The sequence below is a fragment of the Ruegeria sp. HKCCD6119 genome (assembly GCF_013110585.1).
In the GTDB taxonomy this organism is placed as follows: domain Bacteria; phylum Pseudomonadota; class Alphaproteobacteria; order Rhodobacterales; family Rhodobacteraceae; genus Ruegeria.
Genome location: NZ_WVQV01000002.1, coordinates 317,122 through 341,688, shown reverse-complemented (window position 1 = coordinate 341,688; position 24,567 = coordinate 317,122). Strand labels below are relative to the sequence as shown.

The following is a 24,567-nucleotide window of genomic DNA, read 5'->3' as shown; positions in this document are numbered from 1 at the left end:
TTCAATCGCTCGCGCGCAATATGCGCGCCGGACGCACCGAAAGTGGACGCAGGGCAAATGCCAGCCCAGCACATAACGTGACGCCTATCCCGGCCAGAACGATGCCGAAGGCCGATGACCAGATGACCGTGAACTCTGTGTCGAAGATGTAGGTGGCAACGGCCCAGCCGCCCAGAATGCCAACGAACAGCGCGACGCAACCCGCGGCGGCCCCAAGCAGAACGGATCGCAGGCCAAAGCTGCGCAGGATACGGCCACGGTCCGAACCCAATGTCCTGAGGATCGCTGCTTCGTATCTGCGGGCAGGTTCGCCCGCCGCCGCTGCGCCGATCAGAACCAGAAATCCGGTCAGCAGCGATACTCCTGCACCGTACGAGGTCGCTGCGGCGATGCCTGCCAGCAGGCCCGAGACGCGATCAATGGCGTCGCGCACCCGGATGGCCGTGATATTGGGGAACTGGCCGGCAAGATCCCGCAGGATGGCCGCTTCGGCCTGTTCTTCGGCATAGACCGTCGCGATAAAGCTGTGCGGCGCACCGGCCAGCGCCGAGGGGTTCATCGACATGACAAAGCCCATTCCCGCGGTAGAGAAATCCACCTCGCGCAGGGACGTCAGCTCTGCCGTGATGTCACGCCCCAGGATATTGACGGTCAGTTGGTCGCCCAGGTTCAGGCCCATCTCTTCGGCTTCTTCTGCGGCAAAGCTGACCTGCGGCGCACCCGCGTAATCTTCGGCCCACCATTTCCCTGCGGTCAGGCGTGCGTTCGGCGGCGGTTGAACCGAATAGGTCACGCCGCGATCTCCTTCCAGCACCCAGTGATCTCCGGCCACGTCCCGAGCGGGCCGGCCGTTGATCTGCGTGATGATCCCGCGCAACATCGGCGCGCTTTCAATGCGGCTGACCGCGGGGTCGCTTTGCAGGCGTTTGGTGAAGCCGGGCATTTGATCTTTCTGGATGTCCACAAAGAAGTACGACGGCGCAACATCCGGCAGGTTGCCCGAAATGGCGTTGCGCAGGGTCCCGTCGATCTGCCCGACCGCAGCCAGCACCGACAGGCCCAGCCCCAGTGACAGAACCACAGATCCTGCACCTTCGCGTGGGTCCGAGATGGCCGACAACGCCCATCTGACTGTGGGCCGCCCGCGGGCCAACGCAGTCCCGACCCGGGCCAGTTTGCGAATGGCATAAGCGGCGAGGGCCAACAGCGCCAGTGCACCGACAAGCCCGCCGCCGGTCCAGACAGTAAGCCGCGTCGAGCCGCTGAACCATGATGCCAGGGCGATCAGCAACAACAGCCCGGCAGCGGTTGCCACGACGTAAATCAGACGTGGAAAGGGGCGGGCCGAGCTCAGCGCGTCGCGAAACAACGTCGCGGCGCGCACATCCTCGGTACGGGCCAATGGCCAAAGGGTGAACAGGAACGCTGTGAGCAGACCGTATATTGCCGCCTCGATCAGCGGCTGTGGATAAAGGGAAAACACTGCTGGAACCGGCAATTGGCTTTCCAGCAGCGGGGCCAGAACAAGCGGCGCCAATCCACCCAGCGTCAGGCCGATCGCGATCCCGAAGACGGACAGAACGCCAATTTGAATCATGTAGGTTTGAAAAATGGTGGCGCGATCGGCCCCCAAGGTGCGCAGTGTCGCAACGGTTTCCGTCTTCTTCGCCAGATAAGCACGCACGGCGGCAGAAACGCCGATGCCGCCGACGGCAAGTCCGGACAGACCGACAAGGACAAGAAATGCACTCAGGCGATTGACGAACTCGGATATCCCGGGGGCACCGTTGCGCGCATCCGTCCAGCGCATTCCCGTGCCTTCGAATGCCGCGTCAGCCCTTGCGGATACATCCGAAAGATCTGCGTTCCGGGGCAGGATCATCCTGTATTTTGTTGAAAACAGTGTTCCGGGTTCCAGCAGACCGGACGCCTGCAACGCCTGGGTTCGCACAAGGGTGCGCGGCCCAAGGCCAAACCCATCCGCCGCGCTGTCGGGCTCGTCCAGCAAGGCAGCCGTCAGGATGAACTCTTGCGTCCCAAGTGAAAACCGATCACCGACGGACAACCCAAGCCGGTCCATCAGCACAGGTTCCATCACGGCCCCGGGCAAGCCGGAACTGCCGTTCAGGGCGTCTTCCAGCGGGATCTCGGGTTCCAGCCGTACCGAGCCGAGAAGTGGGTACGCGTTGTCGACCGACTTGACCTGAGTCAGCGCTCGTTCCGGACCTGTCGCGCCGGGCACAACGGCCATCGAGCGGAAATCGACAACCTCGGACATCCGGACGGATGTCTGTTGCATCCAGGCGCGCTCGGCCTCATCGGCAAAACGATAGGTGAATTCAAGTTCGGCATCGCCCCCCAGCAGCGAGGCCCCTTCTTGCGCAAGCCCAGCCTGTATGGCTTGCCGCACCGACCCGACGGCCGCGATGGCTGCGACCCCCAACGCCAAGCAGGCCAGAAAGATCCGAAAACCGCTCAGGCCTCCGCGCAGCTCGCGGCGGGCGAGCCGCCCGGCTATCCGCAGGCTCATTCCGCGGCCTCCTGCCGGGTCTCTTCGGCGATCCTGCCGTCACGCAACCGAACGACCCGGTCACATCTTTCGGCCAATGAATGGCTGTGTGTCACCAGAACCAGGGTTGCATCGTATTTCCGGCGCAAACCAAACAGCAAATCAACAATTGCGGCCCCGTTGGTTTCGTCCAGATTCCCGGTCGGTTCATCAGCCAACAGGATTTTGGGGCGCGGCGCAGATGCTCGTGCCAAGGCAACACGCTGTTGTTCTCCGCCCGACAGTTGCGCCGGGTAATGATCGCGACGGTGCGACAGGCCAACGGCGTCCAGCTCTTGCTTGGCCCGGTCGAACGCATCCTTGTGCCCCGCCAGTTCCAGTGGGGTTGCTACGTTTTCAAGCGCGGTCATCGTCGGGATCAGGTGGAAGTTCTGAAACACCACCCCCATACTATCGCGTCGAAACCGGGCTAGAGCGTCCTCATCCATGTCGGTCAGCTCCTGACCCAGCGCCATGATTTGACCGCGCGTCACTTGTTCCAACCCCGCCATCAACATCAGCAGCGAAGACTTGCCCGAGCCAGAAGGCCCGATAAGCCCCAGAGTCTCGCCTTTGCCCACAGTCAACGTAATGTCATGCAGAATATCGACCCGCCCGGCATTGCCATCCAGTGACAAAGAGGCATCTTGGAGGGCGAGAACAGCAGTCGTCATGGGTCTACCCGAAAAAGGAGCGGTCTTTTGGGATATGGAGCGATCACCGCATTGCGCAAGGCTTTGATAGCAGGCCTTTTCACGTGGTGCGGTTTTGCGGCCACAGCCGAACAAGTGGTGATTGCGGCATTGGGGGACTCGCTGACTCAGGGCTATGGGCTGGTGGAGGAAAGCGGGTTTGTTCCGCAGCTTGAACGCTGGTTGCAGACGCAGGGCGCGGATGTCCGCGTCATCAACGCAGGCGTTTCGGGTGACACGACGGCGGGCGGGGCCGCACGTGTGGACTGGACCCTGACACCGGATGTGGATGGCATGATCGTTGCCCTTGGCGGCAACGACCTGCTGCGGGGGATCGACCCTGCCGTATCAAAGGCTAATCTGCGCAGGATCCTGGACGTGGCGCGGGGCGTGAATGTACCGGTTCTGCTAATCGGTATGCAGGCGCCGGGCAACTACGGGGCCGATTACAAGCAAGCTTTCGACGGGATGTACCCAGACCTGGCGAAAGAGTTCGACGTCCTCTTCACCGCCAGTTTCTTTGAAGGTCTTGCGGCAGAGGGCGACCCCGGTGCGGTATCGCAGTTCATGCAGTCGGACGGAATACATCCAAACGCGGATGGGGTGGCAAAGATCGTTGAATCACTGGGGCCGTCCGTTCTGAAGCTTGTTGATCAGGCGGGTCAAGCGGAATAGGCGCCCATCCATGGGCACCTAGACGACCGTGACAACTGTTCCGATCGGGACCCGGTTGTACAAATCGATCACATGCTCGTTCAGCATCCGTATGCAACCGTTGGACACTGCCCGGCCAATGGTCTGCGGCTGCGTCGTGCCGTGGATGCGGAAATAGGTATCGACACCGTTCTGGAACAGGTACAGCGCGCGCGCGCCCAGCGGGTTATCTCCGCCGCCGGGTTGGACATAGTCATTGTCCTTGAATTTGGCGTAAGCGACGGGATCACGTTCGATCATCTCATCCGTCGGGCGCCAGGTCGGCCATTCCTTTTTCACATCGATGGTGGCCGTGCCGGTAAACTCCAACCCCGCTTTGCCGACGCCGCATCCATAGCGGATCGCCTTGCGAGGTTCCGTGACGAAGTAAAGGTAGAACGACCGGGGCGCGACCAGCAGCTGTCCTGGTACGAACTGTTTCTTGATGCGCACGAATTGCGGCGTCGGATCATACTCGACCGCCTTTTTGGCGCGGGCGATGCCCGGCAACATGCTTGCTGCTGTTCCGGCCAGAAAAATACGGCGTGTAAACATCGAAACCCTCGTCGAATGACCAATGAAACTGAAACCAATTTCATCATCATATGATATTTGGTCAATTCTAGGGCAGTCATCACGTGGACGTGATGTGTCCTGTCTGCCACCCGAGGTTGTGGCGGGAAAGGGGCGAGGGGGATCCCCTCACCCGATATCAAGCTCAGGCCAGCTGGATGCTGTCGGCGCTTTCGCGGCCGTCACGACCGGCGCGCAGCTCGTACGTGACTTTCTGGTTGTCGGCCAGACCGGTCAGGCCCGAACGTTCGACAGCCGAGATGTGTACGAATACATCTTTGCCGCCCTCTTCCGGTGCGATGAAGCCGAAGCCTTTGGTGGTGTTGAACCATTTTACGGTGCCTGCTGGCATATCCGTGTCTCCTGTTTGAGTGCTGCCCACGGAGTTGCGGCAGCCTGGCGTCGTCGGTCTGTATCGATAGACTGACTGCCGATGAAGGAGACAGTAGGTCGAATAGAAAAACGTAAGCTCTTTGCATATGGCATCGGGGCGGGGGTGTGACAAGGGATTTCGTTCGATTTGTGCAAGGGCATGACCGATTTCTGCCGTGCCCACATGCGCGGGGGGCGAGTATTATTTTACGGTGCCCACGCCTTGCCCAGTGTCGACGAACGGGTTGAACGGCCGCATTTGGTCATCACAAATGCCGTGCAGAGTGGTGTTCATGTCACCAGATGGTCACGCGACCTTTTCGCAGCAATGCAGGGCGCGATGCGGTTTGCGTCAATCGTGATCGATGTCCCGTCCAGGCGTCGGCGACCAAACCAGCCGCGATCCGGATGAAGATGTCTTTATCTCGCCTGCGTTTGCTTCGGCTGAATACTGGTTTGTGACGCGCGCATTCTCTGTCAACATAACGCCCACCAAAGTCGTCGCGATGGATGGAGATTGTCCCGCGCCACACGCCTGCCGTTGACGCAAGGCATGCGCTTTGATTTCAGAAATGAAAGCGCCGGGCATGCCTGTTACCCATAAAGTGCGCGGGCCTCGGCGAAGGACAAAAGACGACGGTTCTTCTCGTCCCACAGGTGAAGCCGCGCATTGGCGAGGCTTTCCCGGATGGTCATTCGGTTGCTGTTTGCCAGTTCTTCATGATCGCGCAGCACTTCGGTCAGACGGTAGAACGGAATGCGGCTGTAGAGGTGGTGTACATGGTGGATGCCGATATTGGCACTGAACCACTGCAACACCGAGGGCAGGATATAGTGCGAACTTCCGTGCAGCGCCGCTTCATGCAGTTGCCAGTCTGCATCGGCGTCCCAATGCGTGTTCTCGAACTGGTGTTGTACATAAAACAGCCAAACGCCGGCCGTTGCGGCAATCAGAGTCGACGGCAGAAAGATCAGCAACATCGGCATCAGCCCGCCAAAATAGTAGATGGCCACAAGGGCAACCAGAATCGCAAGATTCGTCGCCATCGCGCTGACCCAGAACCTGACGCTGTCTGTCAGGCCCAGCGGAAGGCGGTTTTGAAACAGGAACAGATAGCCAGGGCCAAGCACGAACAAGGTGATCGGGTTTCGGTACACGCGGTACCAGAACCTGTTCAGTGGTGTTTTGGCCCGATATTCCGCCACGGTCAGGGTGTGGATATCGCCCATCCCGCGCTTGTCCAGGTTGCCGGAACTGTTGTGATGCGTGGAATGCGTGCGGCGCCAGACATCATATGGTGTCAGTGTCAGAACCCCGATGCCGCGCCCGATCCAGTCGCTGACGGCGCGGTTTTTGAAGAACGCGCCGTGCCCGCAATCATGCTGGATGGCAAACAAGCGCAACAGAAAGGCAGCATTGAGGACGGAAATCACAAAGGCCAGCCAATAGCTGACTGACAGTGACATCCAGGACAAAGCCCACAGCCCGAAAAAGGGGACAATGCTCACGCCCAGCTCAAAAGAGCTGCGCATTTGGTCCGGTTCGCGATATTTGGCAAGCGTTGTTACCCAGTCACGTGCGGCGGTGGTCTCCGGCTTGTCGCGGAGGGAGAGAGAGGGTTCAGTCATATGCCTGCCAGTCAAGTGTTTGCAGGCCACCGGATAGACGACCCCCCCGACATAGCAAGCGGTTTTTGTAAAGGTCGCCGCATTTCACGGTCACTTTTCGGTCAAAGGCCGGCAGAGGTGCCCTTTGCGTAACACTGGGCTCAAGACCTCATGCCGGCATCCCGCGGCGCAGGACAATCTACAGGCTTGTCAAGTGCGGTCATCGGGCCTATACGCCTGCGGTGGCTTTCCGCCACGAGAATCAAAACCAAGAAATGCCGTGTTTGGCCCATCACGCTTCGGGGTCACATCCGGCTTAGGAGAAGCGATATGAAACTGAACGAACTGCGCGACAATCCTGGCGCCGCACCGAAACGCACCCGCGTTGGCCGTGGTCCCGGTTCCGGCAAAGGTAAAATGGGTGGCCGTGGTATCAAAGGCCAGAAATCCCGTTCGGGTGTGGCCATCAATGGCTACGAAGGCGGCCAGATGCCGCTGTACCAGCGACTGCCCAAGCGCGGCTTCAACAAGCCGAACCGCAAGGAATTCGCCGTTATCAATCTGGGCCTGATCCAGAAATTCGTCGACGCCGGCAAGCTGGACGCTTCGGCTGCGATCACCGAAGACGCTTTGGTTGCGTCCGGTCTGGTGCGCCGCAAGCTGGACGGTATCCGCGTTCTGGCCAAAGGCGAAATCAGCGCCAAGGTGAACCTTGAAGTAACCGGTGCTTCGAAATCTGCCGTCGAGGCAGTTGAGAAAGCGGGCGGTTCACTGAAGGTCACAAAAGCTGCTGCGGCAGAGTAATCGCTTGTGAGCGGGCAAAGACCCGCTTACATAGACCTCAGAGTTTTCCAAGACGCCGTCCGAGCCGGAAAACGGTTCCGGGCGGCGTTTGCATAAGAGAGACCGATTTATGGTATCAGCAGCAGAACAAATGGCAGCCAACACAAGCTGGGCTGCTTTGGGCAAGGCCACCGATCTGCGCAACCGCATCCTGTTCACGCTGGGTTTGCTGATCGTCTATCGTCTGGGCACCTTTATTCCGGTGCCGGGGATTGACGGAGCAGCTTTGCGCGAATTCATGGAGCAGGCGGGGCAGGGCATCGGCGGCATGATTTCGATGTTCACCGGCGGGGCGCTGGGGCGGATGGGTATCTTTGCCCTCGGCATCATGCCTTACATCTCGGCCTCGATCATCGTTCAACTGCTGACATCCATGGTTCCCGCGCTCGAACAGCTCAAGAAAGAGGGCGAGCAGGGGCGCAAGAAGATCAACCAGTACACCCGGTTCGGCACCGTGGCTCTGGCCACCGTTCAGGCCTACGGTCTGGCCGTTTCGCTGGAATCGGGCGATCTGGCGACTGATCCGGGGCTCTATTTCCGCATGTCGACCATGATAACGCTGGTTGGCGGCACCATGTTCCTGATGTGGCTGGGTGAACAGATCACCGCGCGCGGGATCGGCAATGGTATCTCTTTGATCATCTTCGTCGGCATCATCGCCGAGGTTCCGGCTGCTCTGGCGCAGTTCTTTGCAAGCGGCCGCAGCGGAGCGATCAGCCCTGCCGTGATCGTTGGCGTGATCGTCATGGTAATCGCGGTCATCACCTTCGTGGTGTTCATGGAGCGCGCCCTGCGCAAGATCCACATTCAGTATCCGCGTCGTCAGGCCGGTATGAAAATCTACGAAGGCGGCTCAAGCCACCTGCCGGTCAAGGTCAACCCTGCGGGTGTCATTCCGGCGATCTTCGCCAGCTCGCTGCTGCTGCTGCCGGTCACGATCTCGACCTTCTCGTCCGGTGCTGCCAACGGGCCGGTCATGTCGTGGCTGCTGGCCAATTTCGGCCCCGGACAGCCGCTGTATCTGCTGTTCTTCGCGTCGATGATCGTGTTCTTCGCCTATTTCTACACGTTCAACGTGTCGTTCAAGCCGGACGATGTGGCGGACAACCTGAAAAAGCAGAACGGGTTCGTGCCCGGTATCCGCCCCGGCAAGAAAACCGCCGAGTATCTGGAATACGTGGTCAATCGCGTGCTGGTTCTGGGTTCGGCCTATCTGGCCGCCGTGTGTCTGCTGCCTGAAATCCTGCGGGGCCAATTTGCCATCCCGTTCTATTTCGGTGGCACCTCGGTTCTGATTATCGTCTCTGTGACCATGGACACGATCCAGCAGGTTCAGAGCCATCTTCTGGCGCATCAATACGAAGGGCTTATCGAAAAGTCCCAGCTGCGCGGCAAAGGCAAGAAACGCGGCAGGAAGGGACCCTCTCGTCGATGAATATCATTCTGTTGGGCCCCCCGGGGGCCGGGAAAGGAACGCAGGCGCGTCATCTGGTGGAAACACGCGGGATGGTGCAGCTCAGCACCGGAGATATGCTGCGCGAGGCCAAGACCAGCGGAACCGAAATGGGCCAGAAGGTTGCTGCGATCATGGACGCGGGCAAGCTGGTCACCGATGAGATCGTGATCGGCCTGATTGAAGAGAAACTGACCACCGAAAAAGGCGCCGGTTTCATCTTTGACGGTTTCCCTCGCACTTTGGCACAGGCCGACGCGCTGTCGGCTCTGCTGACCAAGCTGGGCCAGTCCCTGCATACCGTGATCGAGATGCGCGTGGATGACGATGCTCTGGTGGAACGGATTACCGCACGGTCAACCTGTGGCGGATGCGGTGAGGTCTATAACGACAAGACCAAGCCGATCCCGGCTGACGGCAAGTGCACCAACTGCGGCAAGGAAAATGACTTCGTTCGTCGCGCCGACGATAACGAAGACAGCCTGCGCACGCGGTTGATGGAGTACTACAAGAAGACCTCTCCGCTGATCGGCTATTACTACGCCAAGGGCGATCTGCGCCCCGTGAACGGGCTGGCGGACATCAAGGAAGTCACGGCGTCGATCGAGGCCATTCTCGGCTGATTTCAATATGGGCTTGACGGCACCGCCAAAAGCCCATATCGACCCCCATCCCTAAAGGGAATCAAGACCGCGTGCGGGATTCGTCCCAACCGCCCCGACCACCTCGAATAATGCTGAACCCTCTGGCCACACTGCCACGGTAAAGCGTTGTGAAAAAAGGTTCTGGAGTTACGGAACCGCAACGAAAAGGAAAGTGACACGTGGCACGTATTGCCGGCGTAAACATCCCGACTGCAAAGCGGGTACCTATCGCCCTCACATATATCACCGGTATCGGAAACACTTCGGCCAAAGCGATCTGCGAAGCCGTGGGCATTGAAGCGCACCGTCGCGTCAACGAACTGTCCGACGCCGAAGTTCTGGCCATCCGCGAGCACATCGATGCAAATTTCACCGTTGAAGGTGACCTGCGTCGCGAAGTTCAGATGAACGTCAAACGTCTGATGGACCTGGGCTGCTATCGCGGTCTGCGTCACCGCCGCAACCTGCCGGTTCGCGGTCAGCGTACCCACACCAACGCTCGTACCCGCAAAGGCCCCGCAAAGGCCATCGCTGGTAAGAAGAAATAAGGGAGGGTCTGACCGATGGCACGTGACAAGACTCGCGTTAAGCGCAAAGAGCGCAAGAACATCGCATCGGGCGTTGCCCATGTGAATTCGACCTTCAACAACACCAAGATCCTGATCTCGGACGTACAGGGCAACGCCATCTCGTGGTCGTCTGCCGGTACCATGGGCTTCAAGGGATCGCGGAAATCGACCCCCTACGCCGCTCAGATGGCTGCCGAAGACGCAGGCAAGAAGGCGCAGGAACATGGCGTTAAGACGCTGGAAGTCGAAGTTCAGGGCCCCGGTTCGGGCCGTGAATCGGCACTGCGCGCGCTGGCTGCAGTGGGCTTCAACATCACGTCGATCCGCGACGTGACACCGATTGCTCACAACGGCTGCCGTCCGCCGAAGCGTCGTCGCGTCTAAACGATTTTGAATTGAGCTGGGGCTGTGTTTCTGCACGGCCCCAGCACGTCATTTTGAACCTCGGGCGTCTGCACCTTGTTGGTCATGGGGCGCGGACAGGAATGGAGGGATTACATGATCCACAAGAATTGGGCAGAATTGATCAAGCCGACCCAGCTGGAAGCCAAGCCGGGCAATGATCCTGCACGTCAGGCCACCCTGGTTGCCGAACCGCTGGAGCGTGGCTTTGGTCTGACCCTGGGCAACGCCCTGCGCCGCGTCCTGATGAGCTCGCTGCAAGGCGCGGCCATCACCAGCGTCCAGATCGACAACGTTTTGCACGAGTTCTCGAGCGTCGCAGGCGTTCGCGAAGACGTCACCGACATCATCCTGAACCTCAAGCAGGTTGCCCTGCGCATGGAAGTCGAAGGCCCCAAGCGCCTGTCGATCAATGCCAAAGGCCCGGCAGTCGTCACCGCGGGTGACATCAGCGAAAGCGCCGGTATCGAGGTTCTGAACCGCGACCACGTCATCTGCCACCTCGACGATGGCGCTGACCTGTTCATGGAACTGACCGTCAACACCGGCAAGGGCTATGTCTCGGCCGAGAAGAACAAGCCTGAAGACGCGCCTATCGGCCTGATCCCGATTGATGCGATCTATTCGCCGGTCAAAAAGGTCGCTTATGACGTTCAGCCGACCCGTGAAGGTCAGGTTCTGGACTATGACAAACTGACCCTGAAGATCGAAACCGATGGTTCGATCACGCCGGAAGACGCACTGGCCTTTGCCGCTCGTATCCTTCAGGATCAGCTGTCGATCTTCGTCAACTTCGACGAGCCGGAATCGGCAAGCCGTCAGGACGAGGACGATGGTCTGGAGTTCAACCCGCTGCTGCTGAAGAAGGTGGACGAGCTGGAACTGTCGGTCCGTTCGGCAAACTGCCTGAAGAACGACAACATCGTCTATATCGGCGATCTGATCCAGAAGACCGAAGCCGAGATGCTGCGCACTCCGAACTTCGGTCGCAAGTCGCTGAACGAGATCAAGGAAGTTCTTTCCGGCATGGGCCTGCACCTGGGCATGGATGTCGAGGACTGGCCGCCCGACAACATCGAAGATCTGGCGAAGAAATTCGAAGACGCGTTCTAAGCGCGTCTTCCCCAATGCCCGGCCCGAAGTGGGAATATCCGGGGACAATATGGGCATTTCCGCCCCAAGGAGAGCCGGTGACACGCATCGCCGGCCAGACAAAGCAAAACGCGAAAGAAGGAACTAGAAAATGCGTCACGCACGTGGTTACCGCCGCCTGAACCGTACTCATGAGCACCGCAAGGCGCTGTTTGCGAACATGGCTGGCTCGCTCATCGAGCATGAGCAAATCAAAACGACTCTGCCCAAGGCAAAAGAACTGCGCCCGATCGTTGAAAAACTGATCACTCTGGGCAAGCGCGGCGACCTGCACGCCCGCCGTCAGGCCGCAGCACAGCTGAAGGAAGACAAAGACGTCGCCAAGCTGTTCGAAGTTCTGGGCCCCCGCTACGCCGAGCGTCAGGGCGGTTATGTCCGCATCCTGAAAGCTGGCTTCCGCTATGGCGACATGGCCCCGATGGCGATCATCGAATTTGTTGATCGTGACGTCGACGCCAAGGGCGCGGCCGACAAAGCCCGCGTTGCCGCCGAAGAGGCAGCAGACGAAGAATAAGATCTGACCCAGGGTCAAGGTCGAACCTCCGTTCGGGAAACCGGACGGAGGTTTTTTCGTTATGGCATGCCGGCATGTTGCGGGGCATACCCGACCGCCGACTTGCAATTCGGATTTTGTGTCAGCATATCTGGGCCAATCGCAAAAAACGGAGCCACCATGATCCGCGTAATGCTGACCCTTGTTGCCTTGACCTGCGCGACGCAAGGAATGGCCGAAACGAAAGTTCCGCAGTCACAGGCCGAGATTTCGTTGGGATTTGCCCCGGTCGTGAAACAGGCATCACCGGCGGTTGTGAACATCTATGCCAAGATCGTCCGGCAGGGCCGGGCAAGCCCGTTTTTCTCGGACCCGTTCTTTCAGGATTTCTTTGGCCGGGGATTTGGCGAACCACGTCAGCGGGTTCAAAACTCGTTGGGTTCCGGGGTTATCCTGTCGGACGATGGGTATGTTGTTTCCAACTATCACGTGGTTGGCTCTGCGACCGAGATCCGGGTTGTCACCACGGATCGGCGCGAGTTTTCGGCCGAGGTTGTGCTGGGCCATGAGGAAAGCGATATTGCGATCCTGCGCTTGAAGGAGGCCGAAGATCTGCCCTACCTGACCCTTCGCGATTCCGACCAGGTCGAAGTCGGAGAGCTGGCGCTGGCCATCGGAAACCCGTTCGGGGTGGGGCAGACGGTATCTTCCGGCATCATCTCGGGGCTGGCGCGCACGGGCACGGCAACCGGGAATGGCCGCGGATATTTCATCCAGACGGATGCGGCAATCAACCCGGGCAACTCCGGTGGGGCGCTGATCGATGTGAATGGCCAGCTTATCGGGATCAATACCTCGATTCTGACCCGATCGGGTGGGTCAAACGGAATAGGCTTTGCCATCCCCGCCAATCTGGTGGCGCAATTCCTCAAGCAGGCGCAGCAGGGAAACGAAACCTTCGTCAGCCCGTGGGCAGGAATGTCGGGTCAACATATGAGTGCGGATATCGCGGAATCCCTTGGTTTGGCCATCCCGTTGGGCGTTGTGGTCTCTGATCTGCATGAGCTCAGCCCTTTGCGCGACGCAGGGTTCAGAGTTGGAGACGTGGTAACCCATGTGGACGGGGATGAGGTCAATTCACCCGCCGAGATGAAGTTTCGGATGTCGGTCGCCGGAGTGGGCGGAACCTCGGTTCTGACCCGTCTGCGCGGCGACCAAAGTGACCAGGTTGAGGTGGCGCTTATCAAAGCCCCCGATGTTCCGGCCGCCGAAGAAACGACGTTGAACGACAGAACCGTTCTTCCGGGGTTGGTGGTGTCCCGGGTCAACCCCGCGGTGATCACCAGGATGGGATTGCCGCTGTCGCTGACGGGTGTCGTCGTGGTGGATCCCGGCCCGTATGGCGGAAGGGCGGGATTGCGAACCGGTGATATTCTTGAAAGCATCAATGCCGATGAGATCCAGCGCCCCCGGGACGTTGAGACCGCGCTGACCGATCCGGGCCGTTACGTGCAGATAGGTCTGGTGCGCGGGGGGCGGTCCGTCTCTTTGCGGTTCCGGCTGTGACCTGTGAGTGATCTGTTCGATACCGGGGCGGCAGAACCCGCCGCTTCTCCTCACCGGCCTCTGGCTGACCGGTTGCGGCCTCGATCCCTGGCCGAGGTGATCGGGCAGGAGCAGGTGCTGGGCCCCGAGGCCCCTCTGGGTGTCATGCTGGCGGCAGGCAGTATGTCCAGCCTGATCTTCTGGGGCCCACCCGGAGTTGGAAAGACCACGATTGCACGGCTGTTGGCACAGGAAACCGATCTGCATTTCGTTCAGATCAGTGCGATCTTTACCGGTGTGCCGGATCTGAAGAAAGTCTTCGAGGCCGCGAAAATACGCCGCCAGAACGGGCAGGGCACCTTGTTGTTCGTGGACGAGATTCACCGCTTCAACAAGGCTCAGCAAGATGGGTTTCTGCCCCATATGGAAGACGGGACAATCCTGTTGGTCGGCGCAACCACCGAGAACCCGTCATACGAACTGAATGCCGCTGTGCTCAGCCGGTCGCAGGTGCTGGTGCTGGAACGGCTGAGCCTTGCCGATCTGGAGCGTCTGACCCAGCGGGCCGAGAAAGAGCTGGGCCACGCGTTGCCATTGACGCCTGCCGCCCGCGATGCGTTGCAAGGGATGGCCGATGGCGACGGTCGGGCTTTGCTGAACCTGATCGAACAGGTTTCGGCGTGGAAGGTGGATGCGCCGCTGGGCCCCGATGCGCTGTCTACACGTTTGATGCGGCGGGCTGCAAAATACGACAAGTCTGGTGATGAGCATTACAACCTGATCTCGGCCCTGCACAAGTCGGTGCGCGGATCTGATCCCGATGCGGCCTTGTATTGGTTCGCGCGCATGCTGACCGGGGGCGAAGACCCGCGGTATCTTGCGCGCAGGATCACACGCATGGCGGTCGAGGACATAGGCCTGGCCGATCCGCAGGCGCAGGCCATTTGTTTGCAATCGTGGGAAACCTACGAACGTCTGGGTTCACCCGAGGGCGAGTTGGCGCTTGCTCAGGCGCTGGTCTATCTTGCCCTGGCGCCAAAATCCAACGGCGCCTATGTCGGCTACAAGGCGGCAATGCGGCTGGCCAAGCAATCCGGCAGCGAGCCACCGCCCAAGCATATCCTGAACGCGCCGACCTCTTTGATGAAGGAACAGGGTTACGGCGCGGGCTATGCCTACGACCACGATGCCGAGGACGGGTTTTCCGGTCAGAACTACTTCCCCGAGACGATGAAACGCCCGGTTTTGTATCAGCCGGTCGAGCGCGGTTTCGAGCGTGAGCTAAAGAAACGCTTCGATTATTTTGCCAAGCTGCGGACACAGCGGAACAGCTAGTTACGCGGGGTCAATCGTAAAGGTTCCGCGGCGCCACAGGCGACTGGATTGAAATTGGACGCTTCCCCTGGGTCAACGCTTGCAGCGGAGGACTTGATATGCCGGTCGATCATCGAAACGCGTGGAATGCCGGTTTGTGACGCGCTTAAGGTTGAATGGGCCAACGGGTTGGATGTCATTCGCCGCGAAGGAACCGCTGGTGCGACCCGTTTCCGGGACGGAGCAAGGCGGCACGGCGACTTCTCGAACATCTGAGATCCAGAGCCAGATACCTTGACTCTTGCCGCGTTGCGCGCGACAGACGCCCATGATTTCTGGGACACGGATAAACACGCAATCCGGGCGGATCACCCGCGCGGAACAAGGGGTAATGGCATGAGTGGCGTGCAGATGATTACAGTCGCTGAAGGTGATGGGGACCAACGCGTGGATCGCTGGCTGCGCCGCCTGTTTCCGCATGTCAGCCAGGGGCGCATTGAAAAGATGTGCCGCAAGGGAGAATTGCGTGTTGACGGTAGCCGCGCCAAGGCCTCGACCCGGCTGGAGGCCGGGCAGGTTGTTCGCGTGCCGCCCTTGCCGGACGCTGATCACAAACCGGCTGAGGCCAAGCATCACATCTCGGATGCGGATGCCAAGATGATCCAATCCTGCGTGATCTACCGTGACGATCACGTTCTGGCGCTGAACAAGCCGCATGGTCTGCCGGTGCAGGGCGGCAGCGGGCAGACAAGGCATGTTGACAGCCTGTCCGAAGCGCTGCGGTTCGACTATGACGAGAACCCTCGGCTGGTCCATCGGTTGGACAAGGACACGTCAGGTGTTCTGCTGCTGGCCCGCACCCGCGAAGCCGCCAAGGGTTTGACGGCCGCTTTCCGCCACCGCGATACGCGCAAGATCTACTGGGCGCTGGTTGCCGGGGTGCCGACACCGTATCTGGGTGAGATCAAGACCGGCCTTGTCAAGGCGCCTGGTCATGGCAAGCACGGCGAGGGCGAAAAGATGATCCCCGTGCATATGAACGAAATTGACAGCACTCCGGGCGCGAAACGCGCGCATACGCATTACGCAACCCTTTATCGAGTTGCCGGCCGCGCCGCCTGGGTCGCGATGGAGCCGATCACCGGACGTACGCACCAGTTGCGGGCGCATATGGCCGCAATCGGACATCCGATTATCGGCGACGGAAAATACGGCGGTTCGGGTCAGGAAAACCTTGGCGACGGATGGGGTGCGCAACTGGGTGGGATCATCAGCAAAAAGCTGCATCTGCACGCACGGCGGCTGTCCTTCCTGCATCCGGTGACGCGGAAACCAGTGACCGTGACGGCGCCCTTGCCCGAGCATATGAAGCACAGCTGGGACACGTTCGGATGGAGCGAGGATCTGGCGGCTGATGACCCGTTTGAGGCGCTGCAATGAGCGCACCCTTGCGGCTGGTCCTGTTCGACGTCGACGGTACTCTGGTCGACAGTCAGGGCAGTATCGTTCATTCCATGACCGCCAGCTTTCAGGCCGCCTTCGTGCCGGTTCCGACGCGAAAGGCGATCCTGTCCATTGTTGGCTTGTCGCTGCCGCATGCCATCGCCCGGTTGGCGCCGGAACAGCCCCTCTCGGTCCAGAACGATCTGGTCGACGGGTATAAAGAGGCCTATCACGCCCATCGTCTTGAATTGGGCGCGGCAAGTTCGCCGCTGTACCCCGGTGCGCGCGAGGCGATTGAAGCGATGCATGCCATACCCGAAGTGCTTCTTGGCGTAGCAACCGGCAAGTCGCAGCGCGGGTTGGACGCATTGATCGAAGCCCACGGGCTGGAACCGTATTTCGTGACCCGGCAGGTCGCGGATCACCACCCGTCAAAGCCGCATCCGTCCATGGTGCAGACCGCATTGGCGGAAACCGGGGTCGATCCGGCCTGTGCAGTGATGATCGGCGACACGAGCTTTGACATGGATATGGCTGCGGCCGCCGGTGTTCGCGGCATCGGCGTCACCTGGGGCTATCATGACCGATCGGCTCTGACCGCAGCTTCTTGCATTATCGAAACCTTTGACCAGTTGCCCAATGCGCTGGCTGGGATGTGGGATTGAAAGATGAGTGACTGGAAACCGAAACGCTTTTGGAAGGACAGCACCGTTGTCGCGGTTGATGGCGGCTTCACCGTCGAACTGGATGGCCGCAGGGTCAAAACACCCGCCAAGGCAGACCTGATCCTGCCAACCCGCCCCATGGCCGAAGCGGTGGCAGGGGAATGGGACGCGCAGGAAAAAGAAGTTGATCCTGCCGTGATGCCGTTCACCCGTTCTGCAAATGCAGCGATTGACAAAGTCCGCATCCAGCACGGGGAAGTGGCCGACATGCTGGCCGATTACGGCGATTCCGATTTATTGTGTTATCGCGCAACCCACCCGCAGGAGTTGCAGGATCGTCAGAGCGCCGAATGGGACCCCGCCCTGGATTGGGCCGAGACCGCGCTGTCTGCCCGTCTGGTTCCGGTTGCGGGCGTCCTGCATCAACCGCAGCCGGAATCCGCCCTGGCGACATTGCGTTCTCGAGTGCACGGGCTGGATGCGTTCCAACTGGCCGCTTTTCACGATCTTGTCAGCTTGTCGGGGTCATTGATTCTTGGCTTTGCGGCCGCCATGAATTGGCGCAATCCGTACGAAATATGGCGCATTTCAAGATTGGATGAAACCTGGCAGATTGAACAATGGGGCCATGACGAAGAAGCCCATCAGGTTGCCGAGGCCAAGAAAGCAGCCTTTATGCATGCCAAACGCTTCTTTGAATTATCGGTTTGATCCTAAATTCCGGTTTTTTGAGCAAATCTGTAAACAGCTTGGGGCCTGATCCATCGATTTCGATGATCCGGCCCTTGACGTTTGTTTATGAATACGCCCAAACTCGGTGCCACTAAAGGGGAGACACCTTTGGGGTAACCTATCCGGCATCCACTTGCCGGGCAGAGCCGTCTCGGACGGGGCGGAAAATCAGGAAGAGGTAAAAATGAAAAAATCCGTAATCTTGGGCGCGGCAACGATTGCCGGTCTTGCTGCTGGCGCAGCCATGGCAGGGACCGTTGACGACGTTAAAGCACGCGGCAAGCTGAATTGTGGTGTGACCACCGGTCTGGTTGGTTTTGCTGCGCCCGACGCAAATGGCGAATGGCAAGGCTTTGACGTATCGCTGTGCCGCGCCGTTGCTGCTGCCGTTCTGGGTGACGCCAACGCCGTTGAATTCGTTCCGACCACTGGTAAGACACGTTTTACCGCTCTGGCCTCGGGCGAGATCGACATGCTGGCAAGGAACACCACCTGGACCTTCAGCCGCGACGTCGACCTGAAGTTCGAATTCACCGGTGTGAACTATTATGACGGTCAGGGCTTCATGGTTCCCAAGGCGCTGGGCGTCAGCTCGGCCAAGGAACTGGACGGCGCCCGTGTCTGCATCCAGACCGGCACCACCACCGAGCTGAACCTGGCCGATTTCTTCCGCGCCAACAACATCAGCTACGAGCCGGTTCCGATCGAAACCAACGCCGAAGCGCAGCAGCAGTACCTGGCTGGTGCATGTGACGTTTACACCACCGATGCATCGGGCCTCGCCGCAACCCGCGCCACCTTCGAAGCGCCGGACGAGCACATCCTGCTGCCCGAAATCATCTCGAAAGAGCCGCTGGGCCCGCTGGTCCGTCATGGCGACCACGAGTGGGGCGACGTTGTTCGTTGGACCCTGAACGCACTGATTTCGGCTGAAGAGCTGGGCGTGACCTCGGCAAATATCGACGAGCTGAGCGCTGGCACCGACAACCCGGAAATCAACCGCCTGCTGGGTACGGAAGGCACTCTGGGTGAAATGCTGGGTCTGGACGCCGACTGGGCGGCCAAAGCGATCAAAGCTGGCGGCAACTATGGTGAAATCTTCGCCAAGAACATCGGTGAAGAAACACCGATCGGCCTGGCGCGCGGCCTGAACGCACAGTGGACCGAAGGCGGCCTGCTGTACTCGCCGCCGTTCCGTTAAGGCATCAATGGAAGAGGGCGCGGGGCAACCTGCGCCCTCTTCTACAATAAATTGCTGCGGGCAGATGCAGAGCGGGGAAAACCTCGCCGAAATGAAACAGCTCGCAAGCCACGGGGATCCCAAAATATGTCGACTATGACTGACCCACCGAAAGCTGATTTTCGGTTGTCTATGCTCATAAACGATACCCGCTATCGCTCTCTTACATTTCAGGTGATTGCGGCCATCGTCATTGCGCTTTCCATCTGGTATCTGGGCAACAACCTGATCCAGAACCTCAGGGCCGCAGGGCTCAATATTTCCTATGCTTTCCTCGGCGATTCCGCCGGGTACGACATCAACCAGCGTCTTGTTGAATATGACAGTCAGTCATCGCATGCACGCGCGGCACTTGTCGGTTTGCTGAACACTTTGCTCGTGGCCTTCCTGGCCTGTATCACCGCAACGGTTTTCGGTGTGATCGCGGGTGTTCTGAGACTGTCGAACAACTGGCTCGTGTCGAAGCTGATGGCAGTATATGTCGAGATCTTTCGGAACATCCCGGTTCTGATCTGGATCATCATCATCTTCACGATCATGACGGCCGTGTTGCCGGCGCCCAGCGCGTTCCGGGGGGAAAACCCGACGTCTTCAATGCTGTTTGGGTCCTTTGCCTTTACCAATCGAGGCATTTATTTTCCCCGTCCCGAGTTCGCCAATGGCCTGTTTGCATCGACAGCCCTGAACTGGTTGCTGGTCATCGCCGTCCTGATCGGATCGTGGTTCGTCAGTGGCGAAGTCGAAAAACGCGCGACCAAGAAGCAGGAGGAAACCGGCGAGCGTCCCGCGACGCTGTTGCCGAAACTGGCAATCTGGCTGGTGCCTTTTGTGCTGTTGATGATCATCATGGGCCTGACCTGGGATGTCCCCGAACTGAAGCGCTTTAACTTCAGCGGTGGAATGAATGCCGGCGGCCCCCTGATTGCGCTGTGGTTTGCCCTGTCGATCTATACCGGTGCCTTTATCGCGGAAAACGTGCGTGCGGGTATTCAGGCGATCAGCAAAGGTCAGACCGAGGCTGCCGCCGCGCTGGGCCTGCGTCAGGGACGGATCATGAAACTGGTCATCCTGCCCCAGGCATTGCGGGTCATCATCCCGCCGCTGATCTCGCAGTATCTGAATATCACCAAGAACTCGTCTCTCGCGATTGCCGTTGGCTATGCGGATATCACCGCAACACTGGGTGGTATTACTCTGAACCAGACCGGCCGGGCGATTGAATGCGTTCTTCTGCTGATGTTGTTCTACCTCACGGCCTCGCTGCTGATTTCGACGGGGATGAACATCTACAACGCTTCCGTCAAGCTGAAGGAGCGCTGAGCCATGAGTGATCAAGCAACAAACCCGATCGCCTTCGTGGCCGAAGGCACCATCCCGCCCTCACCGCCGCCGGCAAATGAGACCGGCGTCATCAAATGGCTGCGCGAGAATCTGTTTTCAGGGGTCGTCAACTCGATCCTGACAGTTCTGTCGCTGATCTTGATCTACATTCTTCTCAAGAATACCTTGCCATGGATTCTGAACGGAGTGTGGAATGCCAACTCGCTCGCGGAATGCCGCGAGATTCTGGGGGACAAGACCGGAGCCTGTTTCGCGGTTCTGACGGAACGCTGGCCGCAGCTGATCTATGGGTTCAAGTACCCCGTCGATGCCTATTGGCGGCCGAACCTGGCCTTTGTGCTGATGCTGGTGGCGATTGCGCCGGTGCTGTTCTTTGACTTGCCTCGCAAGATGCTGTTGTTCACTGCGGTCTATCCCTTCCTGGCTTTCTGGCTGATCTGGGGTGGCACGATCCTCGTGCCTCTGGTTGCGCTTGTTGGCTGCATGGCCGCCGGTGGTGTCTTCCAGAAGCTGGGCAACAACAACTTTGCCGCCGGGTTCTTCGGAGCGATTGTGACGGCACTGGTCATCTGGAACGTCGGAGGGGCCCTGATCCCGGAAGGCGCATCAGAAAACGCGTGGCTGACGGCCGTTCCCAGCCGTGATTTGGGCGGTTTCATGCTGAACATGATGCTGGGCGTGACCTGTGTGTCGCTGTCGGTACCACTTGGGATCGCACTGGCCTTGGGGCGACAGTCGAACATGCCGCTGATCAAGTGGGTCTGCGTCATCTTCATCGAGTTCATCCGCGGCGTGCCTCTGATCACGCTGCTGTTCGTGGCTTCGGTGATGCTGGCCTATTTCTTCCCGCCTGACAGCACGGTCGACCTGTTCCTGCGCGTTGTGATCATGATCACCATGTTCTCGTCCGCCTATATCGCCGAGGTGATCCGCGGCGGTCTGGCAGCGCTTCCGCGCGGGCAGTACGAGGCCGCAGACAGTCTTGGGTTGGATTATCCGCAGGCGATGCGGCTTATCATCCTGCCGCAGGCGCTGAAGATCTCGATCCCCGGGATCGTGAACGTGGCCGTGGGCCTGTTCAAGGATACGACACTGGTTTCGGTCATTTCGATGTTCGATCTGGTGGGTATGATCCGGGGACCCATCCTGGCGTCGACTGAATGGAACGGCGTCTACTGGGAGCTTCTGGGCTTTGCCGCGCTTCTGTTCTTCGTCGTCTGTTACGGCATCTCTCAATATTCTCAGTGGCTCGAGCGTCGCCTTGCCACAGATCATCGTTAAGGAGTTCAACACATGTCTGAACTTGCAATTGACCGCGAAATCGACCGCTCCAAGATGCAGGTGAGCGACGAGGTCGCCATCGAAATCAACAACATGAACAAGTGGTACGGGTCCTTCCACGTGCTGCGCGACATCAATCTGACCGTCAATCAGGGCGAGCGGATCGTGATCGCGGGCCCGTCAGGGTCGGGCAAGTCCACCCTGATCCGCTGCCTGAACGCACTGGAAGAACACCAGCAAGGCAAGATCGTGGTGGACGGGATCGAGCTGTCGAATGACCTGAAGAACATCGACAAGATCCGGTCCGAGGTTGGAATGGTGTTCCAGCACTTCAACCTGTTCCCGCATCTGACCATTCTGGAAAACTGTACGCTGGCCCCGATCTGGGTGCGCAAGACGCCCAAGAAAGAGGCTGAAGAGAGGGCGATGCACTTCTTGGAAAAGGTGAAAATCCCCGAGCAGGCTGACAAGTTTCCCGGTCAGCTTTCCGGCGGTCAGCAGCAGCGTGTGGCGATTGCCCGCTCACTGTGCATGATGCCACGGATCATGTTGTTCGATGAACCGACATCGGCGCTGGACCCCGAGATGATCAAAGAGGTGCTCGACACCATGATCGAACTGGCCGAAGAAGGTATGACCATGCTGTGCGTGACGCACGAGATGGGCTTTGCCCGTCAGGTCGCCAACCGCGTGATCTTCATGGATGCCGGTCAGATCGTGGAACAGAATGAACCCGAAGAGTTCTTCAACAACCCGCAAAGCGAGCGGACCAAACTTTTCCTGAGCCAGATTCTGGGTCACTGACCTGCACAAAGGCTGAATAAATGAAGGCGGGGTATTGCCCCGCCTTTTTCTATTCGATCAACTCACGCGGGATGGTGAACCCCAGCACTGTCCCGGTTTGCCATCGGACCTCGGCCCAGCTGTTTATTTCGAACGACATGACGGTTGTTGCACAGGTTGGATAATCGAAAAAGCGTGTATGATTTGGCGGTTGCCGCACCAGACGGTTGGCAAAATCGGCGATCCCGGGATTGTGGCCCATCATCAAAACAGCCGGTTCCGTAGCACCTGAAAGTTCCCGCAGCATGACCTTTGAATCAGCGTGGTAGAGCGCGCTGTGAAAGCTGACTTTTTCGGCCTGCAAACCCATGCGATCCCATGTCTCGCGGGTGCGGGTTGATGTAGAGCTTAGGACTTCATCCGGCAACCAGTCGTGGTGACGCAACCAAGCAGCGATGGCCGGGGCTGACTTTCGTCCACGTTTGTTCAGCGGGCGGTCATGATCGCCAAGACCCGGGCTATCCCAGCTGGATTTCGCATGACGTGTCAGGATCAGAATTCGGGTCATGACGGATGAAAGGCTTTCATGTGATGGGCCGATTGTTCCGGGTCGCGTCCTGCGCCCGCGCTCAGAGGGCAGGCAAGGCGGGCCAGACACCCGCCCGCCATACAGGTCTGACCTTCAGCAGTGCCCAGATGGTCGTGGCATGCAGCGACGTCATATAACTCCTGCGCGTTCAGCGCACTGACCGGACAGGTCGTCGTGCAAGGCGCGGCGCAGGTTTCGCAAGGCGACACGCCGGAAGGTGTTGGGATGGCGAACTCTTTGGCAAAATGCAGTGCGCCCCGATAGGAAATCATCATCCCAACGGTATCATGCACCAATGCCCCGACCGGGCTGCTGAACGTTCGCCCAGACTTGAGTGCCCAGTCAATGAATGGCGTGTACGGAGGGCCGCCGAACGGGAAATACGCCTGTGCGCCGAGCCTTTCGGCCATCTGACCGACGACCCTTTTCGACCATCGGTCAACGGGGTCGGCCCGGTGCCATTCCGGTGAGGCTTTCAGTACGGGCCAGAATTCCGGCCCGGCCCCCAACAGGATCAGCGTGCCGGTTTCGAGGTCTTTGGCTGCAACGTGGCGAGGATGCAGTGCGCCCATGACCAACAAACCAGTATCAAGGGCGGCGTTTTCAACCTGTTCATAGGGCGTCGCGTCAGGATCAGAGGAAGGCTGTACAAGATGTGTCATGTCTCCTCCTCCTCTCTTGCGGGGTCAGTCCGGGCGTATCAGCGACCCGGCCCCATGTTCGGTGAACAGCTCCAGCAGCACGGCATTGGGTGCGCGCCCATCAAGTATGACGACAGCCCGAACGCCGCTGTGCAGGGCGTCCAGTGCGGTTTCTGTCTTGGGTATCATACCGCCTGCAATGGTGCCTTCGCGGGTCATTTCCCTTATCTGACCGGCCTTGAGTTCGGTCACGACATCGCCCGCCGCGTTCTTGACACCGGAAACATCCGTCAGCAGCAACAGACGGTCTGCCTTGAGCGAAGAAGCGATTGCTCCGGCTGCCGTGTCGCCATTGACGTTGAATGTTTCACCGTCGCGGCCTGCACCAAGCGGGGCGATGACCGGGATTACGTCATGTGAAAACAGATCATGCAGGATCTTCGGATTCATCTCGGCAGGAGTGCCGACAAAGCCCAGCGATGCATCCGTCTGATTGCAGACCATCAGGCCTGCGTCCTTGCCAGACAGGCCTACGGCTGATCCGCCCTGATCATTGATCGCCTGTACGATGCGCTTGTTCACGAGCCCGGACAGAACCATTTCGACCACTTCAACCGTGGCCTTGTCGGTCACTCGCTTGCCGTTCACGAATTCGGATTGAATGTCCAACTTGCCCAGCATTGCATTGATCATCGGACCACCGCCGTGGACGACCACCGGGTTTACACCCACCTGGCGCATCAGAACCACGTCCCGGGCAAAGCTTTCCATCGCCTCGTCGCTGCCCATGGCGTGTCCGCCAAGTTTGATGACGACGATGGCTCCGTCATAGCGCTGCAGATAGGGCAGGGCGCTGTTGAGTGTGGCTGCGGTGGCGATCCAGTCCCGGTTCATATCTCGTGTCTTCATTGCTAAAGTCCTTCTGGAAAACCGTGTTAGGACCTTTGCCCC

The 24,567-nt window shown here is 59.2% G+C and carries 26 protein-coding genes; 18 read left to right on the top strand and 8 right to left on the bottom strand.

The window, feature by feature from the left end; genetic code table 11:
• Position 1 precedes the first annotated feature (1 nt).
• A complete protein-coding gene (locus tag GS611_RS08925) occupies positions 2 to 2,530 on the bottom strand; it encodes an ABC transporter permease (protein WP_171634801.1) in 2,529 nt (842 codons plus the stop codon).
• The gene (locus GS611_RS08920; RefSeq protein WP_171634799.1) at positions 2,527 to 3,222 is read right to left on the bottom strand and encodes an ABC transporter ATP-binding protein; all 696 of its coding nucleotides are present in this window, start codon (positions 3,220 to 3,222) and stop codon (positions 2,527 to 2,529) included. The genes GS611_RS08925 and GS611_RS08920 overlap by 4 nt, the downstream gene beginning before the upstream one ends.
• 27 nt (positions 3,223 to 3,249) lie before the next feature.
• Between GS611_RS08920 and GS611_RS08915 the strand changes: the two genes are divergently transcribed.
• Positions 3,250 to 3,915 carry an arylesterase gene (locus GS611_RS08915; protein ID WP_171634795.1) on the top strand — a complete coding sequence of 222 codons (666 nt, stop codon included), beginning with the start codon at positions 3,250 to 3,252 and terminating at the stop codon, positions 3,913 to 3,915.
• Between the two features lie 18 nt (positions 3,916 to 3,933).
• Here GS611_RS08915 and GS611_RS08910 read toward each other — a convergent pair whose 3' ends face one another.
• The 3 genes from GS611_RS08910 to GS611_RS08900 all read right to left on the bottom strand — a co-directional run bounded on the left by GS611_RS08910 (position 3,934) and on the right by GS611_RS08900 (position 6,507).
• Positions 3,934 to 4,488 carry a L,D-transpeptidase gene (locus GS611_RS08910; protein ID WP_152456903.1) on the bottom strand — a complete coding sequence of 185 codons (555 nt, stop codon included), beginning with the start codon at positions 4,486 to 4,488 and terminating at the stop codon, positions 3,934 to 3,936.
• A gap of 163 nt (positions 4,489 to 4,651) precedes the next feature.
• Positions 4,652 to 4,858 (bottom strand): cold-shock protein, encoded by a 207-nt coding sequence (locus GS611_RS08905; protein ID WP_152456904.1) that lies wholly within the window; start codon positions 4,856 to 4,858, stop codon positions 4,652 to 4,654.
• 614 nt (positions 4,859 to 5,472) lie between these two features.
• Complete coding sequence (locus GS611_RS08900) at positions 5,473 to 6,507, bottom strand: fatty acid desaturase (protein WP_171634793.1); 1,035 nt, start codon at positions 6,505 to 6,507, stop codon at positions 5,473 to 5,475.
• 309 nt (positions 6,508 to 6,816) lie between these two features.
• On the opposite strand from GS611_RS08900, the gene rplO reads away from it, so the two are divergent.
• The 17 genes from rplO to GS611_RS08815 all read left to right on the top strand — a co-directional run bounded on the left by rplO (position 6,817) and on the right by GS611_RS08815 (position 22,407).
• Positions 6,817 to 7,290, top strand: a complete 474-nt coding sequence (rplO, locus tag GS611_RS08895; RefSeq protein WP_171634791.1) for a 50S ribosomal protein L15 — start codon at positions 6,817 to 6,819, stop codon at positions 7,288 to 7,290.
• A 109-nt stretch (positions 7,291 to 7,399) separates the two neighbouring features.
• Positions 7,400 to 8,764, top strand: a complete 1,365-nt coding sequence (gene secY / locus GS611_RS08890) for a preprotein translocase subunit SecY (RefSeq protein ID WP_171634788.1) — start codon at positions 7,400 to 7,402, stop codon at positions 8,762 to 8,764.
• Positions 8,761 to 9,405: an adenylate kinase gene (locus tag GS611_RS08885; protein WP_152456908.1), complete on the top strand. Its 645-nt coding sequence runs from the start codon at positions 8,761 to 8,763 to the stop codon at positions 9,403 to 9,405. Before secY ends, GS611_RS08885 begins: the two co-directional genes overlap by 4 nt.
• Before the next feature lie 200 nt (positions 9,406 to 9,605).
• On the top strand, positions 9,606 to 9,974 hold the full coding sequence (gene rpsM, locus GS611_RS08880) for a 30S ribosomal protein S13 (protein ID WP_008757392.1): 369 nt from the start codon (positions 9,606 to 9,608) through the stop codon (positions 9,972 to 9,974).
• 15 nt (positions 9,975 to 9,989) lie between these two features.
• A complete protein-coding gene (gene rpsK, locus GS611_RS08875) occupies positions 9,990 to 10,379 on the top strand; it encodes a 30S ribosomal protein S11 (protein ID WP_008757289.1) in 390 nt (129 codons plus the stop codon).
• Positions 10,380 to 10,493: 114 nt separating this feature from the next.
• Positions 10,494 to 11,510, top strand: a complete 1,017-nt coding sequence (locus tag GS611_RS08870) for a DNA-directed RNA polymerase subunit alpha (RefSeq protein ID WP_117870179.1) — start codon at positions 10,494 to 10,496, stop codon at positions 11,508 to 11,510.
• Between the two features lie 130 nt (positions 11,511 to 11,640).
• A complete protein-coding gene (gene rplQ, locus GS611_RS08865; RefSeq protein WP_170687292.1) occupies positions 11,641 to 12,063 on the top strand; it encodes a 50S ribosomal protein L17 in 423 nt (140 codons plus the stop codon).
• A 159-nt stretch (positions 12,064 to 12,222) separates the two neighbouring features.
• Positions 12,223 to 13,608 carry a trypsin-like peptidase domain-containing protein gene (locus GS611_RS08860; protein ID WP_171634785.1) on the top strand — a complete coding sequence of 462 codons (1,386 nt, stop codon included), beginning with the start codon at positions 12,223 to 12,225 and terminating at the stop codon, positions 13,606 to 13,608.
• Between the two features lie 3 nt (positions 13,609 to 13,611).
• Positions 13,612 to 14,922 carry an AAA family ATPase gene (locus tag GS611_RS08855; RefSeq protein ID WP_171634782.1) on the top strand — a complete coding sequence of 437 codons (1,311 nt, stop codon included), beginning with the start codon at positions 13,612 to 13,614 and terminating at the stop codon, positions 14,920 to 14,922.
• Between the two features lie 54 nt (positions 14,923 to 14,976).
• Complete coding sequence (locus tag GS611_RS08850) at positions 14,977 to 15,177, top strand: hypothetical protein (protein WP_216598224.1); 201 nt, start codon at positions 14,977 to 14,979, stop codon at positions 15,175 to 15,177.
• Between the two features lie 120 nt (positions 15,178 to 15,297).
• Positions 15,298 to 16,341 carry an RluA family pseudouridine synthase gene (locus GS611_RS08845; protein ID WP_171634779.1) on the top strand — a complete coding sequence of 348 codons (1,044 nt, stop codon included), beginning with the start codon at positions 15,298 to 15,300 and terminating at the stop codon, positions 16,339 to 16,341.
• Complete coding sequence (locus tag GS611_RS08840; protein ID WP_171634777.1) at positions 16,338 to 17,009, top strand: HAD-IA family hydrolase; 672 nt, start codon at positions 16,338 to 16,340, stop codon at positions 17,007 to 17,009. Before GS611_RS08845 ends, GS611_RS08840 begins: the two co-directional genes overlap by 4 nt.
• A gap of 3 nt (positions 17,010 to 17,012) precedes the next feature.
• A complete protein-coding gene (locus GS611_RS08835) occupies positions 17,013 to 17,720 on the top strand; it encodes an ATP12 family chaperone protein (RefSeq protein WP_171634773.1) in 708 nt (235 codons plus the stop codon).
• A 205-nt stretch (positions 17,721 to 17,925) separates the two neighbouring features.
• Positions 17,926 to 18,942, top strand: a complete 1,017-nt coding sequence (locus GS611_RS08830; protein WP_152456916.1) for an amino acid ABC transporter substrate-binding protein — start codon at positions 17,926 to 17,928, stop codon at positions 18,940 to 18,942.
• 126 nt (positions 18,943 to 19,068) lie between these two features.
• Positions 19,069 to 20,301 (top strand): amino acid ABC transporter permease, encoded by a 1,233-nt coding sequence (locus GS611_RS08825; RefSeq protein WP_171205994.1) that lies wholly within the window; start codon positions 19,069 to 19,071, stop codon positions 20,299 to 20,301.
• A gap of 3 nt (positions 20,302 to 20,304) precedes the next feature.
• Entirely contained in the window at positions 20,305 to 21,603 is a 1,299-nt protein-coding gene (locus tag GS611_RS08820; RefSeq protein ID WP_171205993.1) for an amino acid ABC transporter permease, read from the top strand.
• A gap of 12 nt (positions 21,604 to 21,615) precedes the next feature.
• Entirely contained in the window at positions 21,616 to 22,407 is a 792-nt protein-coding gene (locus GS611_RS08815) for an amino acid ABC transporter ATP-binding protein (protein WP_171634770.1), read from the top strand.
• A gap of 49 nt (positions 22,408 to 22,456) precedes the next feature.
• Here the strand turns inward: GS611_RS08815 and GS611_RS08810 are convergent, their stop codons facing one another.
• The 3 genes from GS611_RS08810 to argB are packed head-to-tail and all read right to left on the bottom strand — an operon-like array spanning position 22,457 to position 24,525.
• On the bottom strand, positions 22,457 to 22,954 hold the full coding sequence (locus GS611_RS08810; protein ID WP_171634767.1) for a histidine phosphatase family protein: 498 nt from the start codon (positions 22,952 to 22,954) through the stop codon (positions 22,457 to 22,459).
• Positions 22,951 to 23,637: a ferredoxin gene (locus tag GS611_RS08805; protein WP_171634765.1), complete on the bottom strand. Its 687-nt coding sequence runs from the start codon at positions 23,635 to 23,637 to the stop codon at positions 22,951 to 22,953. Before GS611_RS08805 ends, GS611_RS08810 begins: the two co-directional genes overlap by 4 nt.
• Before the next feature lie 24 nt (positions 23,638 to 23,661).
• Positions 23,662 to 24,525 (bottom strand): acetylglutamate kinase, encoded by an 864-nt coding sequence (gene argB, locus GS611_RS08800; protein ID WP_171634762.1) that lies wholly within the window; start codon positions 24,523 to 24,525, stop codon positions 23,662 to 23,664.
• Between the last annotated feature and the right edge of the window lie 42 nt (positions 24,526 to 24,567).

What these genes read in the sequence shown, in the direction of transcription:
- argB (WP_171634762.1), bottom strand. Translation starts at nt 24,525, where the DNA reads ATGAAGACACGAGATATGAACCGGGACTGGATCGCCACCGCAGCCACA.
- GS611_RS08820 (WP_171205993.1), top strand. Translation starts at nt 20,305, where the DNA reads ATGAGTGATCAAGCAACAAACCCGATCGCCTTCGTGGCCGAAGGCACC.
- GS611_RS08870 (WP_117870179.1), top strand. Translation starts at nt 10,494, where the DNA reads ATGATCCACAAGAATTGGGCAGAATTGATCAAGCCGACCCAGCTGGAA.
- GS611_RS08910 (WP_152456903.1), bottom strand. Translation starts at nt 4,488, where the DNA reads ATGTTTACACGCCGTATTTTTCTGGCCGGAACAGCAGCAAGCATGTTG.
- GS611_RS08885 (WP_152456908.1), top strand. Translation starts at nt 8,761, where the DNA reads ATGAATATCATTCTGTTGGGCCCCCCGGGGGCCGGGAAAGGAACGCAG.
- GS611_RS08900 (WP_171634793.1), bottom strand. Translation starts at nt 6,507, where the DNA reads ATGACTGAACCCTCTCTCTCCCTCCGCGACAAGCCGGAGACCACCGCC.
- GS611_RS08805 (WP_171634765.1), bottom strand. Translation starts at nt 23,637, where the DNA reads ATGACACATCTTGTACAGCCTTCCTCTGATCCTGACGCGACGCCCTAT.
- rplQ (WP_170687292.1), top strand. Translation starts at nt 11,641, where the DNA reads ATGCGTCACGCACGTGGTTACCGCCGCCTGAACCGTACTCATGAGCAC.
- GS611_RS08825 (WP_171205994.1), top strand. Translation starts at nt 19,069, where the DNA reads ATGTCGACTATGACTGACCCACCGAAAGCTGATTTTCGGTTGTCTATG.
- GS611_RS08925 (WP_171634801.1), bottom strand. Translation starts at nt 2,530, where the DNA reads ATGAGCCTGCGGATAGCCGGGCGGCTCGCCCGCCGCGAGCTGCGCGGA.
- GS611_RS08845 (WP_171634779.1), top strand. Translation starts at nt 15,298, where the DNA reads ATGAGTGGCGTGCAGATGATTACAGTCGCTGAAGGTGATGGGGACCAA.
- GS611_RS08860 (WP_171634785.1), top strand. Translation starts at nt 12,223, where the DNA reads ATGATCCGCGTAATGCTGACCCTTGTTGCCTTGACCTGCGCGACGCAA.
- rpsK (WP_008757289.1), top strand. Translation starts at nt 9,990, where the DNA reads ATGGCACGTGACAAGACTCGCGTTAAGCGCAAAGAGCGCAAGAACATC.
- GS611_RS08830 (WP_152456916.1), top strand. Translation starts at nt 17,926, where the DNA reads ATGAAAAAATCCGTAATCTTGGGCGCGGCAACGATTGCCGGTCTTGCT.
- GS611_RS08810 (WP_171634767.1), bottom strand. Translation starts at nt 22,954, where the DNA reads ATGACCCGAATTCTGATCCTGACACGTCATGCGAAATCCAGCTGGGAT.
- GS611_RS08905 (WP_152456904.1), bottom strand. Translation starts at nt 4,858, where the DNA reads ATGCCAGCAGGCACCGTAAAATGGTTCAACACCACCAAAGGCTTCGGC.
- GS611_RS08840 (WP_171634777.1), top strand. Translation starts at nt 16,338, where the DNA reads ATGAGCGCACCCTTGCGGCTGGTCCTGTTCGACGTCGACGGTACTCTG.
- GS611_RS08920 (WP_171634799.1), bottom strand. Translation starts at nt 3,222, where the DNA reads ATGACGACTGCTGTTCTCGCCCTCCAAGATGCCTCTTTGTCACTGGAT.
- GS611_RS08815 (WP_171634770.1), top strand. Translation starts at nt 21,616, where the DNA reads ATGTCTGAACTTGCAATTGACCGCGAAATCGACCGCTCCAAGATGCAG.
- rplO (WP_171634791.1), top strand. Translation starts at nt 6,817, where the DNA reads ATGAAACTGAACGAACTGCGCGACAATCCTGGCGCCGCACCGAAACGC.
- secY (WP_171634788.1), top strand. Translation starts at nt 7,400, where the DNA reads ATGGTATCAGCAGCAGAACAAATGGCAGCCAACACAAGCTGGGCTGCT.
- GS611_RS08835 (WP_171634773.1), top strand. Translation starts at nt 17,013, where the DNA reads ATGAGTGACTGGAAACCGAAACGCTTTTGGAAGGACAGCACCGTTGTC.